Below are 26,430 nucleotides of genomic sequence, written 5' to 3' on the forward strand. Positions count from 1 at the left end.
TAAAAATGGCACATCCAAAAAGAAGACAGTCTTCTGCAAGACAAGGAAAAAGAAGATCACACGATCATGCCAAATTGCCTACAATGGCAATCTGCCCTAATTGTGGAGCATGGCACATTTATCACACCGTATGTGGCGATTGTGGTTACTACAGAGGTAAATTGGCTATTGAAAAAGATGTAACGGCATAATTGGCCTTTAGTTTACAGAAATAGTAGACCCTGAAACGTCACAATAGCTTTTCAGGGTCTTTTTTCGATAATTATTTTTTCTAAGACGATGAGACAATTAAACGCCGTAATTACTGGAATTACTGCCAAAGTGCCGGATTATATTCTTACTAACGAAGAATTGTCCACTATGGTTGATACGTCCGATGAGTGGATCATGACTCGGGTGGGGATAAAAGAACGACGGATCTTGAAAGGAGAACAACAGGGTATTTCAGTATTAGGTACAACGGCTGTTAAAGAACTTCTGGTGAAGACGGATACTGCACCTCAAGATGTGGATGCAGTAATTTTTGCAACCTCTACTCCCGACCATATTTTTCCTTCTGCAGCCTCTATCGTGGCTGAGAATAACGGTATCAAGAATGCATTCTGTTTTGATATGGAGGTAGCCTGCTCAGGTTTTGTTTATGGGCTGGAGATTTGCAATGGTCTCATCCAAACAGGAAAATATAAAAAAATAATTTTGCTGGCGGGCGATAAGATGTCCTCCATCACTAATTATAAAGACCGTACCACTTGTCCTCTATTCGGTGATGCTGTCGGTGCGGTAATGATAGAACCTACCGAAGAGAAAATCGGTGTCATAGATGCTGAACTTCATTCGGATGGAGTAGGGTATCAGCCTTTGCAATTGAAAGCTGGTGGCAGTAAATTCCCTGCAACCCATGATACGGTGGAGAATGCAGAGCATACATTATATCAGGATGGGAAAGTGGTCTTTAAGCATGCAGTATCGCGTATGGCCGAAGTTTCGTTGAGTATCATGGAGCGAAATAATCTGTCAGTTGATCAGGTGGATTGGTTAGTTCCCCATCAGGCAAATATGCGTATTATTGACGCTACAATAGACCGTACGGGCCTACCTCGTGAAAAAGTAATGATTAATATTGGGCATTATGGAAATACAAGTGCAGGCACCATCCCTCTTTGTTTGTGGGAATGGGAACCTAAGCTGAAGAAAGGTGATAACGTCATTCTGGTCGCTTTTGGTGCTGGTTTCTCCTGGGGCAGTGTTTACTTGAAGTGGGGATACGACGGAGTTAGTGAAAAGTGAAAAACTAAAAGTTAAAAACGATAGATGATATAAAATGAGCGCATTGGAAACGATGCGTTTTTTTAGTGTACCGGATTAATATGTTATCTTTGCCCTGTTAAGAGTTATAATTATGTTGAATAATACGCATCGTTCCGGTTTTGTCAATATTGTGGGTAATCCCAATGTAGGCAAATCCACATTGATGAACCGATTGGTAGGGGAGAAGATTTCCATTATCACAGCAAAATCACAGACTACGCGTCACCGTATTATTGGGATTGTAAATAACACTGATTATCAGGTGGTTTATTCTGATACACCCGGAGTATTACGTCCTAATTATAAGTTGCAGGAGTCAATGTTGAACTTTTCGCTGTCTGCACTTGATGATGCAGATGTATTGCTCTATGTGACCGATGTGGTAGAGAAGATCGATAAAAACGATGAATTCTTGAGTAAAGTGCAACGATTGAATCTCCCAATCTTACTGCTGATCAATAAAATAGACCAGACCAATCAGGCTGAATTAGAGAAAATGGTGGAATTATGGCATGAGTTATTACCTCAAGCAGAGATATATCCCATCTCTGCATTGAATAATTTCAGTGTAGATGTGGTACAGAAGCGTATTCTGGAGCTTTTACCTGAATCGCCTCCCTATTTTGAGAAAGATGCATTGACCGATAAACCCGCCCGATTCTTCGTTACCGAGATTATCCGGGAAAAGGCGTTACTGATTTATCAGAAAGAGGTGCCTTATTCCATCGAGGTGGTTGTGGAAGAGTTTAAGGAAGAGAGCAATTTGATTCGTATCAGGGCAGTGGTTATGGTAGAACGTGATTCCCAGAAAGGGATCGTAATTGGTCATAAAGGCGAGTCGTTGAAGAGATTGGGAACAATGGCACGAAAAGATATCGAACGCTTCTTTGAGAAAAAGGTCTTTTTACAACTGTATGTGAAGGTTGAAAAAGATTGGCGAAACCGCGATAATATGCTGAAAACGTTTGGGTATAAACTGGACTAACCCCGATAAATCGGGATAGGTAGTGTTAATCGAAACGTGGTGAAGATCCCGGCTTGACGGGATATGGATAATTACTAACTACCAATTACCAATTAGTCTTGGTTCTTGGCTCTTGATTCTAAAAAAGATATGCAAAATTTAGTAGCAATAGTTGGACGTCCTAACGTAGGGAAATCCACCCTTTTTAATCGATTGACACAAAGTCGTCAGGCTATTGTGACAGAGGCTGCAGGTACCACGCGTGACCGTCAGTATGGAAAAGTAACCTGGGGTGGACAGGAATTTTCACTGGTTGATACCGGTGGTTGGGTCGTGAATTCCGATGATGTGATGGAAGATGAGATCAATAAACAGGTGCGTATAGCTATTGAAGAAGCCGATGTAATCTTATTTGTGGTGGACGTGATGAATGGATTGACCGATCTTGATGAAGGAGTTGCCCATATGTTGCGTAGAACCCGTAAACCTGTGGTGGTCGTGTCTAATAAATCGGATAATTTTGATTTGGGGCACCAGTCCGCAGAATTTTATTCCCTGGGTTTGGGTGATCCATTCAGCATTTCAGCCATTAATGGGTCGGGAACCGGAGATCTGCTGGATCATATCCTGACTCTCTTCTCGAAGGATAATACAGAGGAAGAACTGGAAGATATCCCTAAATTCGCTGTGGTAGGCCGTCCTAATGCAGGGAAATCTTCTATTATCAATGCACTAGTCGGGGAAGACAGGAGTATTGTGACAGAAATTGCCGGTACTACCCGTGATTCGATCCATATGCGTTATAATAAGTTCGGTATGGATTTTTACCTGATTGATACGGCTGGGATCCGTAAGAAAGGGAAAGTGACGGAAGATTTGGAGTATTTCTCTGTGATCCGTTCTATCCGTGTTATAGAAAACGCCGATGTATGTATTCTGATGCTTGATGCAACTCGTGGCATCGAAAGCCAGGATCTGAATATTTTCTCTCTGATACAAAAGAACCGGAAGGGATTGGTGGTTTTCGTCAATAAATGGGATACAGTGGAAGAGAAGGACAATATTGTGATCAAGACATTCGAGAATACCATCCGTGAACGTTTGGCCCCCTTTACCAATTTCCCGATAATCTTCGGTTCGGCGTTGACAAAACAGCGAATTCTTAAGGTGATGGATACTGCTAAGGAGGTGTATCAGAATAAAAAACGAAAAGTGCCTACAAGCAAACTGAATGAAGTGATGTTACCGATTATTGAGCGGACCCCCCCTCCTTCAAATAAAGGTAAGTTTATAAAAATCAAGTATATAACCCAGCTTGCCAATACCCAGGTGCCTTCATTTGTTTTCTTCTGTAATCTGCCGCAATGGGTTAAAGAACCATACAAACGGTTTGTTGAAAATAGAATGCGTGAAAATTGGAATTTTTCGGGAACCCCCATTAATATCTTTTTCCGGGAAAAGTGACGATTGATGTGGATAGGTGGAGAAGGGGATAGGTGGATGGGTGATTGGGATACAAATGAGAATCCCTGATCTAAAGTATAAAAGTCTTGATTCTTGGTTTTTGCTTCTTAATTCTTGATTTTGAATAAAAAAAATGAACTAATCGTATGAAATCACAAAAATATTGTGTTATTTTGTATTACTTTTGAAGAGGTAGACGAATGATAAAAACTGCTATCTTATTTTAAAAAGGATAAAATTGAAATGCAACATGCCGGTTTCTTGAACCGCACTAAACGAAGGGATTACTGATGAATACGAAAAACAATCTTGATAACGAGAAATTACCTGTTAACGAAGAACAAGACGATAGAATGCTACAGTCTGAATCTCCTGCAAAGGATTCGACGGTGGAATATCCTCAGGCTGAGAACTCTGCTGCAGAGGAAGCGGATGAGGATATTTTGGCGGAAACAGCGGATATTGCTTCTGTAGAGGTTAATAAGGAAGAGTTGTCGGAGGATGTAAAAGAAGTTGTTGGGGAGAATGTTACCGCCGAAGGTGTTTTCGAGGAAGAGATAGTTTCGGAAGAGGTGGCAACTGAGGACACAGCTTCGAAAGAGGTCCCAATTGAAGAAGTTATATCTGAGGATATACCGGTTGAAGAAAAATCTCAGAAAGAGGCAGTCGTTGAAGAGACTGTAGTTGATAAAGCTGAAGATACAGTTGAGGAAACTGTTAGAGTTGAAGAGGAAGTATCTGCTATTGACTATGACCTGGATGATGGGAATGGTGTAGAAGGTTCTGAGGAAGAAGAAGATTCGGATGAGGATTCAGTTGTGGATGATGTATCCATTGCTTTGATTCCGATTGAAGAGATCGTTCATAACCTGCGTGAGTTGCTGAACTTAGAAGATCCCAAACGCAAGGATATGGATGAATATAAAAACCTGTTCTATCGTTCTTTGCGAAACGAAACAGAATCACAGAAACAGGAATTCCTGTCAAAAGGGGGAGAAGAGATTGATTTCGTAGGAAACGAATCAGAAATCTATGCCGAAGGAAAAGAATTACTTCAAAAAATAAAGGAAAAGCGTGCCACTATTCTTGCCCGGGAAGAGGCTGAGAAAGAAAAAAATGTAGCCAAAAAACTGGCTATCATAGAACAGATTAAAGTCCTGACCGAAACACAGGGGCAAGAAGATTTCAATAAGATTTACCAGGAGTTCAAATTACTTCAACAGGAGTGGAACGAGATCAAATTGGTACCGCAGGATAAGGTGAATGAGTTATGGAAATCGTATCAGCGGTACGTTGAAAAATTCTATGATCTGGTACGCATTAATAATGAGTTCCGGGAATATGATTTCAAGAAGAATCTTGAGATAAAAACCGACCTATGTGAAGCAGCGGAGAGGCTCAACGATGAGCCCGATGTGGTGTCGGCTTTCCATCAATTGCAAAATCTGCATCAGGAGTGGAGAGAAGTCGGTCCTGTTTCCAGAAAAGATAGGGAAGAGATATGGAATCGTTTTAAAGAGGCGTCAACCCAGATCAATAAAAAATACCAGGTTCATTTTGAGCTGCTAAGAGAAAAAGAGAATGAAAATCTGGCATTGAAGACCGCACTTTGCGAAAAGCTCGAAGCTATCGATTATAGTCAGATCAAATCTGTCAAGGAGTGGAACAATAAAGTGAAAGAGGTGCTTGATATACAGTCTCAATGGCGTCAGATCGGTTTTGTACCTAGAAAATGGAACACAAAGATTTATAAACGTTACCGTGCTGCCTGTGATTTCTTCTTCAGAAGTAAAAATGAGTTTTATAAATCTCTTCGAGGAGAGATGGAAGAGAACCTAAGAAAAAAAATTACCCTGTGTGAACGGGCTGAAGCTATTAAAGAGAGTCACGATTGGAAGAATACAACAAGAGAGATGATTGATATCCAGAAAGAGTGGAAGGCTGTTGGTGTCGTTCCGCACAAATATGTGGACAGTATCTGGAAAAGATTTATTTCGGCCTGTGATTACTTCTTTGAGCAGAAAAAATTGAATACTTCTTCACAATATGAACAGGAGCAAAGGAATCTGGACGAGAAAAAAGTTGTCATCGAGAAAATAAAACAACTGGATACAGCACTGGAAATGGAAGATGCTCTGGTTAAATTACATGAATTGATGGACCAATGGTATGAGATCGGACACGTACCCTATAAGATGAAAGATCGTATTTACAAAGAGTTCTACGATGCCACTGAAGCCCAATTCGACAGGTTGAACGTGGGTAAGGCAGAACGGAAACTGGAAGCCTATAAAAGTACGATTTCAGATATTGCAAGATCGGATAATTCAAAAGGACAATTACTCAGGGAGCGTGAAAAGTTGGTTCGTCAGTATGAGAGAATAAAAAATGAATTACAAACCTATGAGAACAATATCGGTTTTCTTTCTATATCATCCAAAAAAGGAAATCACTTACTGGATGATATGAATCAAAAAGTAGAGAAGATTAAATCTGAATTGGTCTTATTGGAGAAAAAGATCAGAGCTATCGAAGAGGAATTATAGTTGTTCTGAAAGATAGATAATTATTGAACGACCGGGATATATCCGGTCGTTTTTTTTCACTTTTTCTGTAATAGTTTTTTTCAGTTATGAAAACTTTCTGATACGTTTTTTGTATTTTTTGACACGATAATTACAGTGCAATCAATTAAAAGATTGTTATTTTGAATTGACTATATGCGATATATGAATTAATGAAAAGAAGAGATGAAATCAAATTTAAATCTATTGTTCTGTGTGATGCTATGCCTGATCGCGATGATTTCTTGTAGAACCAATCCCGCAAGTAAGACGAATGATGATAAAACTATTATCGAAAAAAAGGTTCCCCTGGCAGATCCGTTTATTCTATTTCATAACAATACTTACTATGCCTATGGAACGGGAGCTGCGGATGGGATAGCGGTGATGACTTCCGGTGATTTAAAGAATTGGACCAGAGTAGAGGGACTGGCGTTACACAAAGACAATTCCTATGGAGACAAATGGTTTTGGGCGCCTGAAGTATATTACATTAAGGAGAAGAATAAGTTTTTCATGTACTATTCCGCGGAAGAGCATATTTGTGTCGCTACTTCCGACTCACCCTTGGGGCCTTTTGTACAGAAGGAGAAAAAACCGATGTTAGAGGGTGAAAAAGCAATCGATAACACCCTGTTTATCGATGATGATGGAACCCCCTATCTCTTCTTCGACCGTTTCAATGATGGATTGAATATTTGGGTAGCTAAGCTCGAGGAAGATTTAATGACCATCAAGAAGGAAACCCTCCACCCCTGTATTCATGTATCGCAGGAGTGGGAGCAGGTGTGGCCACGGGTAAATGAAGGCTCATTCGTGGTCAAGCACAAAGGAGTATACTATATGACATATTCGGCAAATAGCTATGAGAGTCAATACTATGGTATTGGTTGTGCTACTGCCACCGATATCATGGGAGAATGGACAAAATATCCCCATAATCCATTATTACAAAAGCCGGAAGATCTGGTTGGAGTAGGACATAGTGCCATGTTCAAAGATAAAAAAGGAGATTGGAAGATCGTTTTCCATGCCCACCAAAGCGAGTTGGCTATCCATCCGAGGAATATGTTTATCAGTTCCGTCGGGTTCAAAAAGGTGAATGATGTAGAACAATTGTATATTGATCCTGATTATGAGATACCGGTGCTCAGGGAGAAACGACAAATGATGTTTGGAGATACGTCGCGCACAGGGATTCCATTTTCCAAAGATCCTCATGTAGTCTTTTTTGACGGACGTTATCTAATGTATTATTCCATTCCGCCGAAGAAAGGAGATGAAAACTCCGGATGGAATATCGGGATTGCAGAAAGCAGGGATCTGATAGAATGGAAGAAAATAGGAGAGATTGTGCCGGATCCGGATACAGAGTACGAGAAAAAAGGATTATGTGCTCCCGGTGCACTGGTGAGGGAGGGAAAGGTACACCTTTTTTATCAGACCTATGGAAACAGGGAGAATGATGCCATCTGTCATGCTTTTTCTTCAGATGGGATTCATTTTGAACGTAATGCTACAAATCCTATACTCCGTGCTGAGGGTAACTGGAATTGCGGTCGCGCCATCGATGCAGAAGTGTGTGAGTTCAAGGGGCAATATTTCCTCTATTTTGCTACACGCGATCCCGATTTTAAGACCCAGATGCTGGGAGTGGCAGTGGCTCCGAAAGAGACCAATTTCAACAGGGAGGATTGGAAACAACCGGTAAATGCATCGATTCTGTTTCCACAATTGCCATGGGAAGGGGAATGTATAGAGGGTGCTTCCATTACCATACAGAATAATAAAATGTATATGTTCTATGCAGGTGCTTATAATAACTGGCCTCAGCAGGTAGGGGTAGCGGTGAGTGACGACGGATTGAAATGGAAAAGACTATCCGATGAACCATTTCTACCCAATGGAAAACCCGGAGAATGGAATGAGAGCGAGTCGGGGCATCCCCACATATTTACAGCCCCGGATGGTAAAACATACCTTTTCTTCCAGGGAAATAAAGATAAAGGTCGGAGTTGGTATATCTCAAATAAACAGGTTTTCTGGAAAAAAGGAATACCCTCAATTTGATATTGTTTTGTTCTGTTTCCTTTGTCTAAAGATTTATAAAAACATGCATAAAATGCGTTATCTGAATTTATTACTCATTGGCGGAATAAGTGTTGTGCCCGGTTTGGTAAGGTCCCAATCAGCGGAGCAAAAACCAAAGAATGTTTTAATGATTCTTGTGGATGACTTGAAGCCCAATTTGGGATGTTATGGCGATAAAGCGGCGGTAAGTCCCAATATCGACAAGTTGGCAGGAATGGGAGTCCGGTTTGATATGACCTATTGCAATCAGGCCGTAAGTGTGGCTTCCCGGTATAATCTATTGACGGGAGCGCGTTCTACTACTTCCGGTCTCTATGATTTCGGCTTACAGCTTCGCGATGCATATCCCGATGCGGTTACCTTACCGCAGTTTTTTATGCAGGCTGGATACCATGCTGAAGCCATCGGAAAAGTGTTTCATGTGGGTCACGGCAATACAAACGACAAAGCTTCCTGGAGTATTCCCCCTCATCCCGATAAATTGATTGAATATCTGTTGCCTGAAAGTACCGGACGCAAGCTGACACGGGAAGAGGCCCTTTTTGAGAATAGCCGTCTTCATATTCCGGATCTGCCGCCTATCGGACAATTACCCCGTGGAGCCGCCTGGGAAGCTCCCGATGTGGTGGATGAGGCCTATGCCGATGGGCGGGTAGCCAGATATGTTATCGACCGGTTGAGGGAATTGAAGAAAAAACCAGACCAACCTTTCTTTATGGCAGTAGGATTTGTTCGTCCACACCTTCCCTTCAGCGTCCCTAAAAAATATTGGGATTTGTATGACCCTGGGAAAGTCCCGATGCCGGAATATGAGAAAGATCCGGAAAACGCACCGCGTATGGCCATTAAAAGGGGAGGTGAGATCGATCAATTTAACCCCATTCCCGCAGGACAATATGTTTTTCCCGATTCATTGACCCGCAAGCTGATACACGGATATTATGCCTCCATGAGTTATATGGATGCGCAATTGGGTCGTATCCTCGATGAACTGGAGCGGTTAGAGATGTTCGATAATACGGTTATCGTGTTTTGGGGTGATCATGGGTGGCATCTGGGTGACCATGGTTACTGGACAAAACATACCAACTATGAAGAGGCAAACCATATTCCGTTGATCATTGTTGCTCCTGAAGTGGCTAAGCCCGGAACTTCTACCGGCCAGTTGACAGAAACGGTGGATATCTATCCAACATTGACTGAACTGGCGGGATTGGGGAAACCGGTAACGCCACAGCCTATCGATGGGTTGAGTTTAGTACCCGTGCTGAAAAATCCGGAAAAGAGGATAAGGGATCATGCCTATCACGCTTATCCCCACGGCGGATATATCGGAAGAGCTATCCGCACCGAACAATACCGCCTGGTGGAATGGAAGAACTGGAATAATCCGGAGGATGTGGTTTATGAGTTGTACGACTATAAGAATGATCCGTTAGAAACGAAGAATATCGCTGCTGCTGAACCGAAAGTAGTCAAGAAGATAAAAGCAATCCTCTCAAGACATCCCGAAGCAAAGAGACGATAATAAAATCAAAAAAAGATGGCAGTGACTGGTAAAATAAGGATGGCATTGACGGCCCTCGGTATTGGTTCCACGCTGTTTGCCGCTGGTGGAACCGGTAAGAAGACGCCGAATGTAATTTTTATTCTGGCGGATGATCTGGGGTATGCCGAATTGGGTTGTTATGGTAACTCGTTCAATGAAACTCCCAACCTCGATAAACTGGCAAGAAACGGTGTACGCTTTACCAATGCTTATGCCGCGCAAACTGTCAGTTCGCCCACCCGTGCAGCTCTTATGACCGGATTATATCCGCCGCGTACCGGTATTATAGATTATCTTCGTCCGGACGACCCCAAGCATCTGAATGAGGATTATACTACCATTGCGGAAGTATTTAAAAGCAGGGGATATCATACCGGACTGATCGGGAAATGGCATCAGACCGGTTATGCCAGGGTCGGTGCCCCTTATGAATCATCCCCCGACAGACATGGGTTTGATGAGGTTCTTGTGTCCGAAAATGAGGAAATTGGTAGTGGAACATGGTTTCATCCTTATCATTTCAATAAGGATATTGAAAAATTACTTGCCGGGAATAAAGAATTTCTGGTGGACCGATTGAATGAAGAGGCGGTTCGGTTTATTGACAGGCAAGACAATAAAACACCTTTTTTTCTTTATCTGAGTCACTATGCCGTTCATACTGATCTGCACGGAAAACCGGAAGATGTGGATTATTTCAGGAGTAAATCGGGAGCAGGGACCAGTGATCCATCCAAAAATAATCCTGATAATGACCCCTATAAAAAATGGCCGGCCGGTTACAAGGCAAAAAGGAACAATCCTCATCTCGCTGCTCAGTTGCGGGTAATAGATAACGGTGTGGGTGAGATCCTCCGGAAACTGGAAGAAAAGGGGATGCTCGACAATACATTGATTGTCTTTACCAGCGATAACGGTGGAGAAGCCACCATTACTTCTAATGCTCCGTTGCGTGATGGTAAGAGTTCACAATATGAAGGTGGCCTCCGGGTTGCGAAGATTGTCTACTTCCCGGCGAAGATCCCCGGAGGCAGGGTGATAGATGAGAGTGTGGTTACCTATGATTATCTCCCTACTTTCTGTGAAATGTTGGGTATAAAAAAGAAAAAACTGTTTCAGCAACCCGATGGTATCTCCCTTTGGCCGCTTTGGACCGGAAAAGCAAATAAATTGGCAAAACGGTCCCTCTATTGGCATTATCCGCTTGAGAGACCCCATTTCCTGGGAGGCCGTTCTGCCGCTGCGATCCGTTCGGGTGACTGGAAACTGATAGAATTCTATGACTCCGGAACGTTCGAATTATACAACCTCAAAAACGATATAGGAGAAACGAATAACCTGGCGGATCAATATCCCGATATTACGGCGAAGCTTGCCAAAGAACTTGAAGCGTGGCGGAAGGAGGTATTATGATAAGGAAATTGGTATATACTACGGCATTGACAGGGATTTTAATCTGTTCGCTGTCGGCACAGCAGACCCAAAAGCCCAATCTGGTATTGTTTATGGCTGACGACTGTTCTTATTATGACATCGGTTGTTATGGTAGTGCCGATTCCAGGACTCCCAATATCGATCACTTCGCCGGCGAAGGGATGCTGTTTACCAAGGCGTATCAGGCATGCCCGATGAGTTCTCTTACCCGGCATAACCTGATGACCGGGTTATGGCCGGTAAAGACAGGCGCATACCCGAATCATACCATGGCCAAAGAGGGTACATTGAGTGTTGTCCACCATTTAAGACCGGCAGGGTATAAAGTGGCACTGATCGGAAAATCCCATCTTGAACCTTCCTCGGTGTTTGACTGGGATTTATATGTCAATACGCTGCCGGGTGAAGAGATCGATTTTGATGCTGTAGACACATTTATCAGTGAATGCCAGTCGCAAGGTATTCCCTTTTGCCTGTTTGTTATGTCGCGACAGCCTCATACCCCATAGAATAAAGGTAATCCCGGTTTTTTGATCCTGAGAAGATTGAATTGCCTCCCTTCTATGTCGATATTCTGGCGACAAGGAAGAGATTCTGTAATTATCCGGCTGAAATAAATTATATGGATGGCGAATTTGGTACGTTACTTTCTATTCTGGACAGGAGGCGTGTAAAAGATCAATCGGCAGTCGTTTTTTTAAGTGAACAGGGAAATAGCCTGCCCTTTGCCAAATGGACCCTTTATAATGCAGGGATGCGATCGGCCTGTATTGTCCAATGGCCCGGAATGATACAATCCGGTACCACCTCCAATGCCATTGTGGAGTATGTGGATATAATTCCTAATATCGTCAATCTTACACCGGATATGGTGTTTCAGAATACCGAAACCGAAGGAAATTTATTCAAACGGTGGAAAGAGGTGGCAGAAACCGACTCGACAGCTACATGGATAACCCGTCGGTATCAACATAGGCCGTCCATTGAACTTTATGATATTGAGAATGGCAGATATTGTATCAATAATATTGCAGGTTTGCCGGGGAATGCCCCCATTATCGAAATATTAGATCGCATCCTGAAGCAATGGATGGAAGAATGTGGCGACGAGGGTCAATTCACAGAGATGAAAGCACTCGAACATCAGTTCTATAATGCACAGGGTCAAATTGGGGAGATATTTTAAATTCAAATTAACAAAAAATATAGCATGAAACTGACCAATAAATTATCGGCTGTCACCATCGCCACTACTTTTACCATGAATGTAGTGGCACAAAGGCCCAATATCATTCTGATCATGTCGGATGATATGGGATACTCCGACCTTGGTTGTTATGGCGGAGAAATCAATACTCCAAATCTTGATGCACTGGCGGAGAAAGGAGTACGGTTTAGCCAGTTTTATAATTCCGGACGGAGTTGTCCTACCAGGGCATCCCTGATGACAGGGTTGCATCCTCATCAGACAGGTATCGGACATATGACCAATGATCCGGAGAATCCGGTTGCATTCGATATCAACCTCCCCGGTTATCGAGGTTTTCTGAATAAAAACTGTGTGACGATTGCCGAAGTACTGAAAGAGGCCGGATATACCACCTTGATGACGGGAAAATGGCATCTTGGTATGCATAAAGAAGAACAGTGGCCGCTTCAACGGGGATTTGACCGGTTTTATGGAGTATTGGCAGGAGCAACTAACTTTTTTGAACCAAAATATCCGAGGGGGATTACTCTCAATAATGAGGCGGTCACCATTGATGATCCCAATTATTATACTACAAACGCTTTTACTGATTATGCCATAGATTTTATCAGAGAAGCTAAGGAGACAGAAAACGACCGTCCTTTCTTCCTTTACTTGGCCTATAATGCACCGCATTGGCCCTTACAAGCACCACAGGAGATCGTAGACAAGTACAAGGGAACTTACATGAAAGGGTGGAGTGTGTTGAGGAATGAACGGTATCAGAGGATAATCGATATGGGTTTGATTGAACCGGGTATCTTGCTTCCACCGGATGATTCGAGAAGTTGGGAGAGCCTTGATGAACCCAAGAAAAGGGAGATGGACCTGCGCATGGCAATCTATGCCGCACAGGTGGAACAGATGGATACCAATATTGGCAGATTGATGCAATTCCTTCAATCAAGTGATTTGGTAGAGAATACTATCATTTTATTCCTGAATGATAATGGGGCTTGTGCCGAAGGTGGTATGCTGGGCGGCGGTCCTACTACCCAATTGGAGACCAAAGAGGGTTATTTCCTGACCTATGGACAGGGATGGGCCAACGCATCCAATACACCTTTAAGAAGGTATAAGCATTGGGTGCATGAAGGGGGAATAGCGACACCTTGTATTGTCTCGTGGCCGCGTGGTATACCTGAAAAGAATCAGGGAACCATTCTCAGGCAATATGGTTATCTTCCTGATATTATGGCTACTTTCGTCGATCTGGCAGAGACCCGTTACCCGAAAGAATATAAGGGAAATAAAATCCATCCAGTGCAAGGAAAGAGTTTTACGGCTCAGTTGAAAGGGAAAGATAAGCCTGTCCACAAAAAACCGGTGTTTTGGGAGCATGAAGGAAACCGGGCTGTGCGTTTAGGTGACTACAAGTTGGTGATGGCCTGGGATAATAAAAAGCCGGAAAATTGGGAATTATATAATATAAGGGAAGACCGGACAGAGATGCACAACCTCTCCGCAGAAATGCCCAAGAAGGTGGATAAAATGAAAAAGATGTGGTACCAGTGGGCAAAGGATTCAATGGTTGAAGCGGATTGGTCGAAAGTCCAGGAATTGGAAAGGGCTCAGGAAAAAAGAAACTGATAAAAACAGAGAGATACTGATGATTTTAAATAATCACTAATAAAGAGTTGTATGCCGTTCAATGTTCAGATAAATAGCCAATGGGGGATTCCCGTTTCTACCATGCTTCTTTCTGCTGTAACGGTGGGAGGTTTTGCAAATATATCCAAAGACGGAGATCCTCCTAATATTGTTATTGTGTTGGCTGATGATTTGGGTTGGGGAGATGTCGGCTATCATGGTAGCCATATCCAAACCCCTAACCTGGATAAGTTGGCAGAGACCGCAATGAGGTTGAACCGCTTTTATGTCGCACCGGTATCGACACCTACCCGTGCAGGGCTGATGACTGGGAAATATCCGAACAGAATGGGGATACGGCATGTGGTAATTCCTCCTTGGCGTGATTACGGCATTGAACCGGAAGAAATATTTCTGCCTGAGGAGTTGGCGAAAGCCGGTTATCAACACCGTACCATTATTGGTAAATGGCATTTAGGTCATTCCCGAAAGAGATACTGGCCTCTCAACCGGGGATTCACTCATTTTTACGGTCACTTAAATGGTGCAATTGATTACTTTTCGCATGAGAGGGAAGGGGAACTGGACTGGCATAATGACTGGGAAAGTAATTATGATAAAGGCTATAGTACCGACCTTATCACAGACCATGCCGTACAATGTATTAAAGATTATTCCAAGGACGAGGCTCCTTTCTTTATCTATGTGGCCTATAATGCTCCACATACGCCGTTGCAGGCAAAAGATGAAGATATGGAACGGTACGGATTTGACTCTTCTAAACCACGTTTTGGACAGGGAGATAAAACCGGACGAGGAAATAATAAGGAACAGACATTTGCCGCAATGGTCACGGCGATGGACAGGGGGATAGGTGAAGTCATCCGGACTTTGAAAGATACCGGTGAATTTGATAATACCATCTTCCTTTTTTTCAGTGATAATGGTACAGATAATGGCTCCAGTGGAGAGTTGAGAGGAAGGAAATTTCTGGAATTTGAAGGAGGTGTACGTGTCCCGGCACTGTTAAGCTGGCCCTCGAAATTGAGTGGACCCAGAACCATTGAACAGGTGACGGGTTTTGTGGATGTAATGCCCACACTGCTGGATGTACTGGAAGTACGATCGGATATTGAATTTGACGGTATAAGTATGTTACCCGTATTGTCAGGAGAACGGAACTTCATAGAAAGAAACTTTTATCTGGGATTAGGCGCTGTGGTTTCAACTGAATGGAAGTTTATAGAGAAGGGGCATAACAACGCAATGAAAATAAAATCAGATATGCTTTTTAAAATCAATACAGATCCTTTTGAACAAAACAACCTGAAGGATATTTATCGGGAGAAAGTAGAGGAGCTTCGCTCTTTTGTGAAAAAATATGATACTATTCAACCTCCACATCCTTTACCGGATTATGGTGCCGGTCGTGGTGGTTTTCTTGCTCCTAAAGAATGGAAGGTAACACTGGAGTAGATAAAATATTCAATCATTTGTGTATTAGTGTCTTAATTGTATTTTTATGAAATTTATACAATAAATAAGATGCCCTTGAGACGAGAATAACAATATGTTGTATTTTTTGAGATGATTTTTGTATGTTTTGTGATCGCGATTTGATTCTTTTGTGGTGTGGAATTAATCCATTTGAAGTGCTTTAATTAAAGGAGGGAAGTGAATGTTTTTAATCTGTGCATGGGAGATTTGATGTTTGGACACATGAGGGGGTTACTTATCTCTCTTTTTCTTATTTTTTAATATATTGTGAAAGTCCTACTATTTTGTAAGAAGTAGTTTTATGAAAATCGAGCTTAATATAACAAGCTATATTTACTAATCATTATAATTTAATTATTCAGAATCTATGCAAATTGAATTCAACATGAGAAGTAGGCATTGGCATATCCTATCGATGATGCTGGTGCTGATTGTGCTTTGCATATCGTGCAAAGACGACAATTCCGAGACGGATTCTTCTTCACCGGCTTACGACCCGTCGAAGCCAGTGTTGGTTTCCGATTTCACGCCCGATGAGGGGGGTGCTTATCAGAAAATGGTCATCTATGGTGATAATTTTGGTAATGACTCCTCTTTGGTGAACGTGACCATCGGAGGAAAGAAAGCTGTCCTTATCAGCGTGAAAGGCAATAGTCTCTATTGCATGGTTCCTTCGGGAGCTTTTTCCGGGATAGTGACAGTTTCCGTAGGGAGTGGTGCAAATATGAAAACAACCACCGCCAACAAGATTTTCAACTACCAGAAAAAAATGGTGGTGGGTACTCTGGTAGGTTACCGTAACGAGTATGACAACCAGGGTTGGAAAGATGGCCCGTTTGAGATAGCAGCCGGATTCCGGAACGACGGATGTATGTCATTCGATCCACGTAATCCGGATCATCTTTACGTGATATACGACGGTGCAGATATTCAGTTATTGGACCTGGAGAATCGGGAAGTATCTACTCCGCTTAGTCGTTCTCGATTCGGCGGCCATCGTTTACGTAGCCTTGAGTTTACCAACGACGGTGAGTATATGGTGGTGTCGGTGGATACAGATGCAGGGGGAACCGGAAACGCCCCCAGTGTATATCTGATGAAACGGAACGCCGATGGCACTTTCAATAACCAGGGTAATGCACAACTTGTGGCTTCTTATAAGCAGTGTAATGGTGCGACTCTTCACCCCTCGAATAACAATGAATTGTATTTCAATAGTTATGAGCGTGGACAGGTTTTCCGTATGGATCTCAACAAATACTTCGAAACGATCAATAATGGAGGAACCTGGAGCGGGAATCTGGCATCCGGGAATTATACAGAGTTATTCACGATTCAGGATACCGGTTGGGAATTTAAGATTCATATACATCCCTCTGGGAACTATGCTTATATTGTTGTTATCAACCAGCATTATATCCTCCGTAGCGATTATAACTGGGCTGAGAAACGCTTTGCTCCTGCCTATGTGGTTGCCGGACAAGTCCGTAGTCCCGATTGGGTAGACGGAGCCGGTGCCAGTGCCCGTTTGAACAGGCCCTACCAGGGTGTATTTGTGAAGAATCCCGACTATGTAGCCGAGGGAAGGGCTGACGAATATGACTTCTACTTTACTGACTGTAGGAATCATGCGATCCGCAAAATGACACCGGAGGGTATTGTGAGTACTTTTGCTGGACGCGGACGTTCAGGCCAGGCGGCCGATAATAACGTATGGGGTACTGAAGACGGAGACCTGCGTGAAGTGGCCCGTTTCCGCGATCCGACCGGAATCGCGTATGACGAAGAGACTAATATCTTCTATATCCTTGATACGGTAGGGCGTAAGATCCGTACCATCTCTATGGAGGATGAAGGATCAGAGCCGGGAGAAGAGACTGAAGAGGGATCTAACGAATAAACACAATTAGCAATATGAAGAAATATTTAATCCTGTTTGTCGCGCTGCTGTCTTTTTCACTGAATGCGTTGGCACAGGAATTAGTAACCGTAAAGGGAAAGGTTACCGATACGCAGGGAGAAGCGATGATCGGTGTGAATATCGCTGTAGTAGATAAACCAGGGTTGGGAGCTGTTACCGATATAGACGGTAATTACCAACTCAGGATGGAGCGTTATCAAAAGCTTCATTTTAGTTATATCGGTTACGAGAGCGTAGAGATCCTGGTAAAGGATGAACTTGTGATCAATGTCACGATGGAAGAGTCGAAGACGAACATATTGGAAGAAGTAGTCGTTACCGGCTTGGGTGCCCAACGGAAAATTACCGTTACCGGTGCTGTGACCAATGTAAAGGTAGAAGAACTGAAACGTTATCCCTCTTCCAACCTCTCTAACGTACTGGCAGGAAATGTGCCGGGTATTATGGCCATGCAGACTTCAGGACAACCGGGTAAGAATACTTCCGAATTCTGGGTGCGTGGTATATCTACTTTCGGGGCCAGTAACAGCGCTTTGATCCTTGTGGACGGTTTCGAACGAAACAACCTGAACGAGATCAACGTAGAGGATATAGAATCGTTTACGGTTTTGAAAGATGCTTCGGCTACCGCTATCTACGGGTCTAAAGGTGCCAATGGTGTAATTCTGATTACCACCAAACATGGTAAAGCCGGTAAAGTGAATATCAGTGCCAAGGTAGAAACTTCTTATCACAACCGTACCATTACACCGCAATTTGTAGATGGAGAAACTTATGCCGCTTTGGCAAATGAAGCGCGTGTTACACGTAATTTAGGTGTCCTCTATCAGCCGGAAGAGTTGGAGATACTCCGTCTCGGGTTAGACCCCGATCTCTATCCCAATGTTGACTGGATGGATACGTTGCTGAAAGATGGTGCATGGAGTTACCGTGCCAACATAAACCTAAGTGGTGGTGGATCTACTGCACGCTATTTCGTTTCTGCCAGCTATGTGGAAGATGAAGGTATGTATAAGACCGACGAGACATTAAGGAAAGACTATAATACCAATGCCAATTACAGACGTACCAATTATCGTATGAATGTGGATATGGATATTACCAAGACTACTTTGCTGAAGGTAGGTGTATCCGGATCGTTGGCAAAACGTAACAGCCCGGGGTTGGGTGATAATGATGTGTGGGGAGAACTTTTCGGTTACCATGCTATCAGTACACCACTCCTTTACTCTAATGGACGTATACCCGCAGTGGGAGAAGGAAATAAAACAAACCCGTGGGTGAGTGCTACCCAGACCGGTTACAATGAACACTGGGACAATAATCTCCAGACCAACGTAACCTTGGAGCAGAACCTCAATTTTATTACGCAGGGAATGCGGTTTGTAGGACGTTTCGGCTATGATACCAATAACACTAACCATATCTTCCGTCGCCGCTGGCCGGAGCAATGGAAGGCGTTAAGCCGTAACCCTGATGGACAACTGGTATGGGATCATGTGTCGAGTTCAAGTGATATGTTCCAGATGAGTGGAGCAGGTGGAAATCGCCGTGAATTCTTAGACCTGTTGTTAAGTTGGGATCGTAGTTTTAAAGAGGCGCACAATACAGGGATTACCCTGAGATACACCCAGGATACATTTACCCAAACCGTTGCTTTGGGAGATGACCTCAAGAATGGGGTAGCCCGTCGTAACCAGGGGTTGGCAGGACGTTTTACCTATAACTGGAAATACCGTTATTTCTTCGATTTCAATTTCGGTTATACCGGTTCAGAGAATTTCGCAGTGGGACACCAGTACGGATTCTTCCCCGCTTTTTCTGCTGCATGGAACGTTGCAGAGGAACCGTTTATCAAAGACAATCAGGATTGGCTGGAGATGTTCAAAATACGCTACTCCCGTGGTAAAGTAGGGAATGATAATATGGGTAATGAACGTTTCCCCTATCTATACACTATTCAGGGTACAGAAACCGGTTATAACTGGGGTACTGCCAGCTATGCCAGACGTTATACCGGGATGCACTACACGCAGGTTGCTTCTCCTTATATCACCTGGGAGGAAGCCCGGAAAGATGACCTTGGAATCGACCTGTCGTTGTTCCATAACAATTTCTCACTTACTGTAGACTATTTTACGGAAGAACGTACCGGTATTTATATGACACGTAATTACCTCCCTTTGATTACCGGTTTGGAAAGTAACCCACGAGCCAATGTGGGTGCTGTAGCGTCCAGAGGGTTTGATGGAAACTTCGAGTTTAGGGAAAAACTGGGTGATGTGAATATTACGCTCAGAGGTAATATGACCTATAGTAAGAATGAAGTATTGGAAAGGGATGAAGAGAACAAAGTCTATCCTTATCAATATGACCGTGGATATCGTGTGGGCCAACAGAAAGGTTTGATCGCTTTAGGTCTATTCAAGGATTATGATGATATCCGCAATAGCCCCAGACAGCAATTCGGCGTAGTACAACCCGGGGATATCAAGTACAAGGATGTAAATGGCGATGGTGTTGTTGATGTTGGTGACAAGGTTGCCATCGGTGCGACTACACGTCCGAATCTGATTTATGGCCTGGGTGCTTCGCTTGCCTGGAAGGGATTCGATTTCAATTTCCACTTTCAGGGGGCCGGTAAATCCACTTTCCCCATCTATGGTAAAACCGTGTTTGCCTTTAGTGAAAACGATTGGGGTAACATCATGAAAGGTATGCTGGAAAACCGTTGGGTAGACGCAGGCACTGCGGCCCAGCTCGGCATTAAAGCCAATGAGAATCCCAATGCTCCCTATCCCCGTTTGAGTTACGGTGGAAACAATAACAACCAGCAAGAATCAACATTCTGGTTGAGAGATGGCCGTTATCTTCGTCTGAAGAATATGGATATTGGGTATACATTGCCGAAAGCGATTACCAATAAGTATCATTTCAGTGATGTTCGTATCTTTATAGCCGGTTCCAACCTGCTTACATGGTCCAAGTTCAAACTGTGGGATCCGGAATCGGCACAGCCTCGTGGTGAGGAGTATCCGTTGACAAGATCAGTGACAATGGGGCTAAGTGTTAACTTATAAAATTAAAATCATTATGATAAAGAAATTTTCTATATTATTACTGACCCTGTTTGTGATAGGTCTGGTACCCTCCTGTTCCGACTATCTGGACTCAGATCGGTATTTTAGGGATCGTACCACGATTGAAACGGTCTTTACGGACAGGGAGCGTACCGAACAATGGCTGGCGTACGCCTATTCCTTCCTTAATGGAGCAACTGCAGATATTATCGCCAAAGCTGGTGATGGTAGCCCGCATGTCTATGACGATGCGATGTATTTCGGTGACCGGGATGTGAAATATGACCCGAAAGATGCATGGGATCTCTCGTACAACAAATTCCGCCTGGGTGAATACAGCGAAAACGAATACAATGAGGTTTGGCCCCGCTGTTACAAGGGGATCTACCAGGCTTCGGTATTTATTCACAATATCGATATGAACCCAACCATGTCGGAGCAGGAACGAATGGACTATAAGGGGCAGGCCCGTTTTGTGCGTGCCTACTTTTATTGGCTTTTGTTGCGTAAATATGGTCCTGTACCCATTATGCCGGATGAAGGAATAGACTATACTCAAAGCTATGATGATATTGCCACTCCCCGTAGTTCCTACGAAGAGGTGGCCGAGCATATCAGCAATGAGATGGTGCAGGCTGCGAAGGAGATACAATACCTTACACGCAACGACAATGAGAATATTGCCCGTCCTACCAAGGGAGCAGCATTGGCTACCCGTGCCTATGCGCTGATCTTCGCTGCCAGCCCGTTAGCAAACGGAAACGATGATGAGTTTGCAAAGGCAATGGTGGATGACCAAGGACGCCGTCTCCTTTCTCAGGAGTATAGTGAAGAAAAATGGGCGAAAGCAGCAGCTGCTGCAAGGGATGTGATAGAATTGGGCGTATATGACCTTTATACGGCTCCTTTTTCAACCACGAACAATGGACTGCATGACCTCCCGACCATTATACCTCCCGCAGACCCCACTTTTTCAAATCAGGATTGGCCCAACGGTTGGAGGAATATCGATCCTTTCAAGTCTTATCGCGACCTGTTTAATGGAACGGTAGACCCGGTGGGTAACCCTGAATTGATCTTCTCAAGGGTGCATAATACCTCGCAGGTGGCATCAATGGTTAACCACCAGATGCCACGCGACTTTGGAGGATGGAATACCCATGGACTAACCCAGAAGATGGTGGATGCCTATTATATGAATGATGGTACCGATGCGCCAGGTAAAGACAAGGAAATAGGCCGTGGTAACGGTTCAAACCGTATGGCAGGTTTTACCACGCAGGAAGATGTGGATGCCGGACGTTATGCTCCATTGAGAGCCAATGTATCTTTGCAGTACGCAAATCGTGAACCCCGTTTCTATGCTTCGGTGGCATTTAACGGCGCTGTATGGCATTATCTGAACCGTCCTGAAGCAAAAGAACATCATCGTCAGACATTCTACTACCGGGGTGGTGGTAACGGCTTTATGAACTCACCGTTCCACCTGCGTACCGGTATTGGGGTGATGAAATTTGTCCATCCGGAAGATGTACCCAATAATATTCGGGCAAAATCAGAACCGGCCATTCGGTATGCCGATATCCTGCTGCTCTACGCCGAAGCACTGAATGAACTTGATGGTACTTACAGCATTGCTTCGTGGGATGGGTCGAAAACCTATACTATCAGCCGGGATATTGAACAGATGAAGAGAGGTGTACATCCTGTACGTATTCGTGCCGGTCTGCCCGACTATACATCTTCTACTTATGGCAGCAAAGACGAATCGAGAAAAGCGTTGAAACGTGAACGGATGATTGAATTGCTGGGTGAAGGAAAACGTTATTTCGACCTTCGTCGCTGGAAAGATGCGGCAGTAGAAGAGGCGCTTCAGATTTACGGTTGTAATGTGATCATGAATGCAGATCACAAAGAAGAATTCCATCAACCGATAGCAATCTTTAATCTTGCTTCCACATTCTCTCCAAAATTGTATTTCTGGCCGATCAGGCATGACGAGTTGAAACACAATAAACGCCTGACCCAGGCGCCGGGATGGACTTCTTACGATTAATATTTATAATACAGAAGAATATATGCAAAAGATATATACTTTAATAGTCCTTATGGCAGTAGTGTTGCTGGGGACTTCATGTAACGATGAATGGAAAGAGGAACAGTATGACCATTACATAGGTTTCCGGTCTCCATTGAATAATAAAGGGGTGACTGAGATATATGTGCCATTCAGCCGTAAGGGCGCAGATGGTGCTTCAGCCGAAGGTATATCAAACTATCAAATCCCGATGATTGTGAGCGGATCTACCACCAACCAACAGAATTTTACAGTGAAAGTGGCGCACGATCCCGATACATTGCAAACTTTGAATATCGCCCGTTACCAGCATCGTACTGACCTGTTTTATGATGACATGGGCAAAAAGGAGTTGGGGTTTGTGGATTTTCCCGGGACAATAGATTTCAAGGCGGGAGAGGATGTGACGCTGCTGAACCTCAAATTCGACTTTCGGGGGATTGATATGTCCAAAAAATGGGTATTACCCCTAACGGTGGTGAATGATCCTTCTGCCGATTATAAGCCTCACCCGCGTAAAAATTATGACAAAGCCATTCTGAGAATATATCCCTTTAATGATTTTTCAGGGAATTATTCGGGAACTGCATTGTTGAATTTTGTGAAGGGTGACGAAGGAAGTGGCTCTATTGTAGCCAATACGGTTACCGGATATGTAGTCGACGACAATACGGTATTCTTTTATGCCGGTAATATTGATGAGGACCGTACCGACCGTGCCAATTACAAGGTGTTTGCAGAGTTTAATGGTGCAGAGACCGGAGGTGTTGTCAACTTTTCGGCTGAAAATCCGTCTATGGAGTTTAAGAACAATAAGGAAGCTTCCTATCGTATTATCGAAGAGATGGATGCTATTCGTCCTTATTTGAAACGTCGTTACGTGATTATCAACAATATCGATTACGAATATACGGACTATACATCTGTACCGGGATCAGAGATTAATTATATCGTTAGAGGTTCTTTGACCCTTGTACGTACTTTCAATACGCAAGTTCCGGACGAGGATCAGGCAATTGAATGGTAAAAGTGTTACATGGGAGATCTCTGTCAAAAGGGGATCTCCTATGTTTTTTTATATTTTTTAATTTCAAAAACGTATGAACAAATTTTTCTTAGCAGTTCTCTTTTTTTCCACTTTTGTTTTGTCTGCTTGTCAGCAGAACAGTGCGACAATTACGATAATTCCTACCGATCTGAAAACAGAGCTTCGGGCTCCAGCCTATCCGCTGGTGACGGTCGATCCCTATTTTAATGCATGGTCTTATACCAATCAATTGTATGAAGATCAGCCACGCCATTGGACCGACAAGGAGTTCCCGTTGCTGGGAGCCTTGAGGGTCGACGGCGAAGTATACCGGTTCATGGGAAGAGAGGAACTGCCGTTGAAACCTGTGCTGAATACTGTCCGTGAGGAAAAATGGGAAGGTAAATATACTTTTGATCAACCGGTAGGCGATACATGGAAGAATCTTGCTTTCAATGATGCAAGCTGGCAGACCGGAAAATCAGCTTTCGGTACACCCAACGAGCCTCACCTTTCCACTCTCTGGCAAACAAAAGATATCTGGGTGAGACGGGCATTCAACCTGGAGGAGGATTTGAGTACCAAAACCATCTATCTCAACTATTCGCACGATGATATTTTTGAATTATATATCAATGGTATCCAGGTTGTCGGAACCGGATATTCATGGAAATACAACGTGCTACAAGAACTTTCAGATGAAGTAAAAGCGACCCTGAAGAAAGGGGAAAATATCATTACTGCCCATTGTCATAACAGAACAGGTGGTGGATATATGGATTTCGGACTGTATGAAAAAGAAGAAAAAAAGGTTTCTTTCAGTCGCACTGCACAACAGAAATCGGTAAGCGTATTGCCTACGCAAACCGTTTATACTTTCGATTGCGGACCGGTGGAACTGGATGTAATCTTTACCACCCCGCTGTTATTAGACGACCTGACCCTAATCTCTCGCCCTGTAAGTTATATCACTTATCAGGTGAAATCGAAAGATGGTGCATCGCACGATGTGCAGGTTTATTTCGAAGCAACCCCACAGTGGGCTGTGCATGATGACAGCCAGGCAGTCGATTTCGAGAAGATCGAAAAAGAGGGTAGAGTATTCCTCAAAACCGGTACCGTCGAACAGCCGATGTTGCAAAAGAGTGGTGATGCCGTTCGTATCGACTGGGGATATTTTTATCTGACCGGTACAGGCAACGATGGTGCTGCCCTTAACTTCGGTAACTATTGGGATACCAAGGAAGCATTCCAGAAAGATGGCCGTATCTCTGAGAAATTACCGGAGACGCTTTCGCCGAACATGACCAAAGAGATGACTATTCTTGCCTACAGCCGTGATCTGGGAGCAGTGGCTGCTGAAAAGAAAGCTGGCTTCCTGATGCTGGGATACGATGATATCTACTCCATCCAATATTTCAAGCAAAACCTGAAAGGTTACTGGACCAACGACGGAAAAGTGGGTATCTTTCAGGCATTCAAAAGTGCGGAAACCGACTATGCCTCGATTATGCAGCGTTGCGACGACTTTAACCGTACCATGATGGCCGATGCCGAAAAAGCAGGTGGCAAGAAATATGCTGAACTCACCTCATTGGCATACCGCCAGGCTATCGCGGCCCATAAACTGGTGAAAGATGAGAACGGAACACTCCTTTTCTTCTCGAAAGAGAATAACAGTAACGGTTCCATCGGTACGGTGGATATCACCTATCCCTCTTCTCCCTTATTCCTGATCTATAACACCGATTTGGCTAAAGGGCTGATGAACCATATCTTCTATTACAGCGAAAGCGGTAAATGGACTAAACCCTTTGCTGCACATGATGTGGGTACTTATCCCCTTGCCAACGGACAAACTTACGGTGGTGATATGCCGATCGAAGAATCGGGTAATATGCTGATCCTGGCAGCTGCCATCGCCCAGATGGAAGGCAATGCCGATTACGCTGCCAAACATTGGGATGTATTGACTGTCTGGACCGATTACCTGGTGGAAGAGGGATTGGATCCCGATAATCAGCTTTGTACCGACGATTTCGCAGGACATTTCGCACACAATGCAAACCTCTCCATCAAAGCGATTATGGGTATCGCTTCCTATGCCAAGCTGGCCGGGATGTTAGGGAAATCCGACGTGGCGGAGAAATATATGAGTATTGCTGCCGGAATGGCTGTAGAATGGGAAAAGATGGCACGCGACGGTGATCATTATAAGCTCACCTTCGACAAGGCCAATACCTGGAGCCAGAAATATAATATGGTATGGGACAGATTATTGGGCTTTAACTTGTTCGATCCCCAAATCGCACGCAAGGAGATGGATTATTACTTCACCAGACAGAATACATATGGCCTTCCGTTGGATAACCGTGCCACCTATACCAAATCGGACTGGATCGTCTGGACAGCTACCCTCACCGGTGAGCGAAGCGATTTTGAAGCATTGATCGATCCTCTCTATAAATATGCCAATGAGACTTCTTCTCGTGTACCTATCAGCGACTGGCATGATACGGTATCCGCGGAAAGGATGAATTTCAAGGCGCGCTCCGTAGTGGGTGGATATTTTATGAAGATGCTGGAAGAAAAACTATTGGAGAAGAACAAATAGA

At 43.7% G+C, this 26,430-nt stretch carries 17 protein-coding genes and 1 pseudogene; all 18 read left to right on the plus strand.

The window, feature by feature from the left end:
* Nucleotides 1-5 precede the first annotated feature (5 nt).
* The 18 genes and pseudogenes from rpmF to VB073_RS11085 all read left to right on the plus strand — a co-directional run bounded on the left by rpmF (nt 6) and on the right by VB073_RS11085 (nt 26,429).
* Nucleotides 6-191 (plus strand): 50S ribosomal protein L32, encoded by a 186-nt coding sequence (gene rpmF, locus VB073_RS11000; RefSeq protein ID WP_323404215.1) that lies wholly within the window; start codon nt 6-8, stop codon nt 189-191.
* Between the two features lie 88 nt (nt 192-279).
* On the plus strand, nt 280-1,287 hold the full coding sequence (locus tag VB073_RS11005; RefSeq protein ID WP_323404216.1) for a beta-ketoacyl-ACP synthase III: 1,008 nt from the start codon (nt 280-282) through the stop codon (nt 1,285-1,287).
* A 112-nt stretch (nt 1,288-1,399) separates the two neighbouring features.
* Nucleotides 1,400-2,293, plus strand: a complete 894-nt coding sequence (gene era / locus VB073_RS11010) for a GTPase Era (protein WP_323404217.1) — start codon at nt 1,400-1,402, stop codon at nt 2,291-2,293.
* Nucleotides 2,294-2,422: 129 nt separating this feature from the next.
* Complete coding sequence (gene der / locus VB073_RS11015; protein WP_323404218.1) at nt 2,423-3,736, plus strand: ribosome biogenesis GTPase Der; 1,314 nt, start codon at nt 2,423-2,425, stop codon at nt 3,734-3,736.
* Between the two features lie 290 nt (nt 3,737-4,026).
* Nucleotides 4,027-6,282, plus strand: coding sequence for a DUF349 domain-containing protein (locus VB073_RS11020; RefSeq protein ID WP_323404219.1), 2,256 nt, complete (start codon nt 4,027-4,029; stop codon nt 6,280-6,282).
* Between the two features lie 204 nt (nt 6,283-6,486).
* A pseudogene (locus VB073_RS11025) lies at nt 6,487-7,437 on the plus strand (glycoside hydrolase family 43 protein); the annotation flags it as partial.
* A complete protein-coding gene (locus tag VB073_RS11030) occupies nt 7,417-8,370 on the plus strand; it encodes a family 43 glycosylhydrolase (RefSeq protein ID WP_323404285.1) in 954 nt (317 codons plus the stop codon). The pseudogene VB073_RS11025 and the gene VB073_RS11030, both read left to right, overlap by 21 nt.
* Nucleotides 8,371-8,422: 52 nt before the next feature.
* A complete protein-coding gene (locus VB073_RS11035; RefSeq protein WP_323404220.1) occupies nt 8,423-9,919 on the plus strand; it encodes a sulfatase in 1,497 nt (498 codons plus the stop codon).
* Nucleotides 9,920-9,934: 15 nt separating this feature from the next.
* Nucleotides 9,935-11,353, plus strand: coding sequence for a sulfatase (locus tag VB073_RS11040; RefSeq protein WP_323404221.1), 1,419 nt, complete (start codon nt 9,935-9,937; stop codon nt 11,351-11,353).
* Nucleotides 11,350-11,883 (plus strand): sulfatase, encoded by a 534-nt coding sequence (locus tag VB073_RS11045; RefSeq protein WP_323404222.1) that lies wholly within the window; start codon nt 11,350-11,352, stop codon nt 11,881-11,883. The genes VB073_RS11040 and VB073_RS11045 overlap by 4 nt, the downstream gene beginning before the upstream one ends.
* A gap of 113 nt (nt 11,884-11,996) precedes the next feature.
* Nucleotides 11,997-12,560, plus strand: coding sequence for a hypothetical protein (locus VB073_RS11050; RefSeq protein ID WP_323404223.1), 564 nt, complete (start codon nt 11,997-11,999; stop codon nt 12,558-12,560).
* Nucleotides 12,561-12,584: 24 nt separating this feature from the next.
* Entirely contained in the window at nt 12,585-14,213 is a 1,629-nt protein-coding gene (locus VB073_RS11055; protein WP_323404224.1) for an arylsulfatase, read from the plus strand.
* Between the two features lie 51 nt (nt 14,214-14,264).
* The gene (locus tag VB073_RS11060; protein ID WP_323404225.1) at nt 14,265-15,689 is read left to right on the plus strand and encodes an arylsulfatase; all 1,425 of its coding nucleotides are present in this window, start codon (nt 14,265-14,267) and stop codon (nt 15,687-15,689) included.
* Between the two features lie 406 nt (nt 15,690-16,095).
* Complete coding sequence (locus VB073_RS11065; RefSeq protein WP_323404226.1) at nt 16,096-17,610, plus strand: IPT/TIG domain-containing protein; 1,515 nt, start codon at nt 16,096-16,098, stop codon at nt 17,608-17,610.
* 14 nt (nt 17,611-17,624) lie between these two features.
* On the plus strand, nt 17,625-20,711 hold the full coding sequence (locus VB073_RS11070) for a TonB-dependent receptor (protein WP_323404227.1): 3,087 nt from the start codon (nt 17,625-17,627) through the stop codon (nt 20,709-20,711).
* 13 nt (nt 20,712-20,724) lie between these two features.
* Nucleotides 20,725-22,767 carry a RagB/SusD family nutrient uptake outer membrane protein gene (locus VB073_RS11075; RefSeq protein WP_323404228.1) on the plus strand — a complete coding sequence of 681 codons (2,043 nt, stop codon included), beginning with the start codon at nt 20,725-20,727 and terminating at the stop codon, nt 22,765-22,767.
* A gap of 22 nt (nt 22,768-22,789) precedes the next feature.
* Nucleotides 22,790-23,815 (plus strand): DUF4973 domain-containing protein, encoded by a 1,026-nt coding sequence (locus tag VB073_RS11080; RefSeq protein ID WP_323404229.1) that lies wholly within the window; start codon nt 22,790-22,792, stop codon nt 23,813-23,815.
* 73 nt (nt 23,816-23,888) lie between these two features.
* The gene (locus VB073_RS11085; protein WP_323404230.1) at nt 23,889-26,429 is read left to right on the plus strand and encodes a glutaminase family protein; all 2,541 of its coding nucleotides are present in this window, start codon (nt 23,889-23,891) and stop codon (nt 26,427-26,429) included.
* The last annotated feature ends 1 nt before the right edge of the window (nt 26,430 follow it).

The sequence above is a fragment of the Proteiniphilum sp. genome (assembly GCF_034927365.1).
Classification (GTDB): domain Bacteria; phylum Bacteroidota; class Bacteroidia; order Bacteroidales; family Dysgonomonadaceae; genus Proteiniphilum.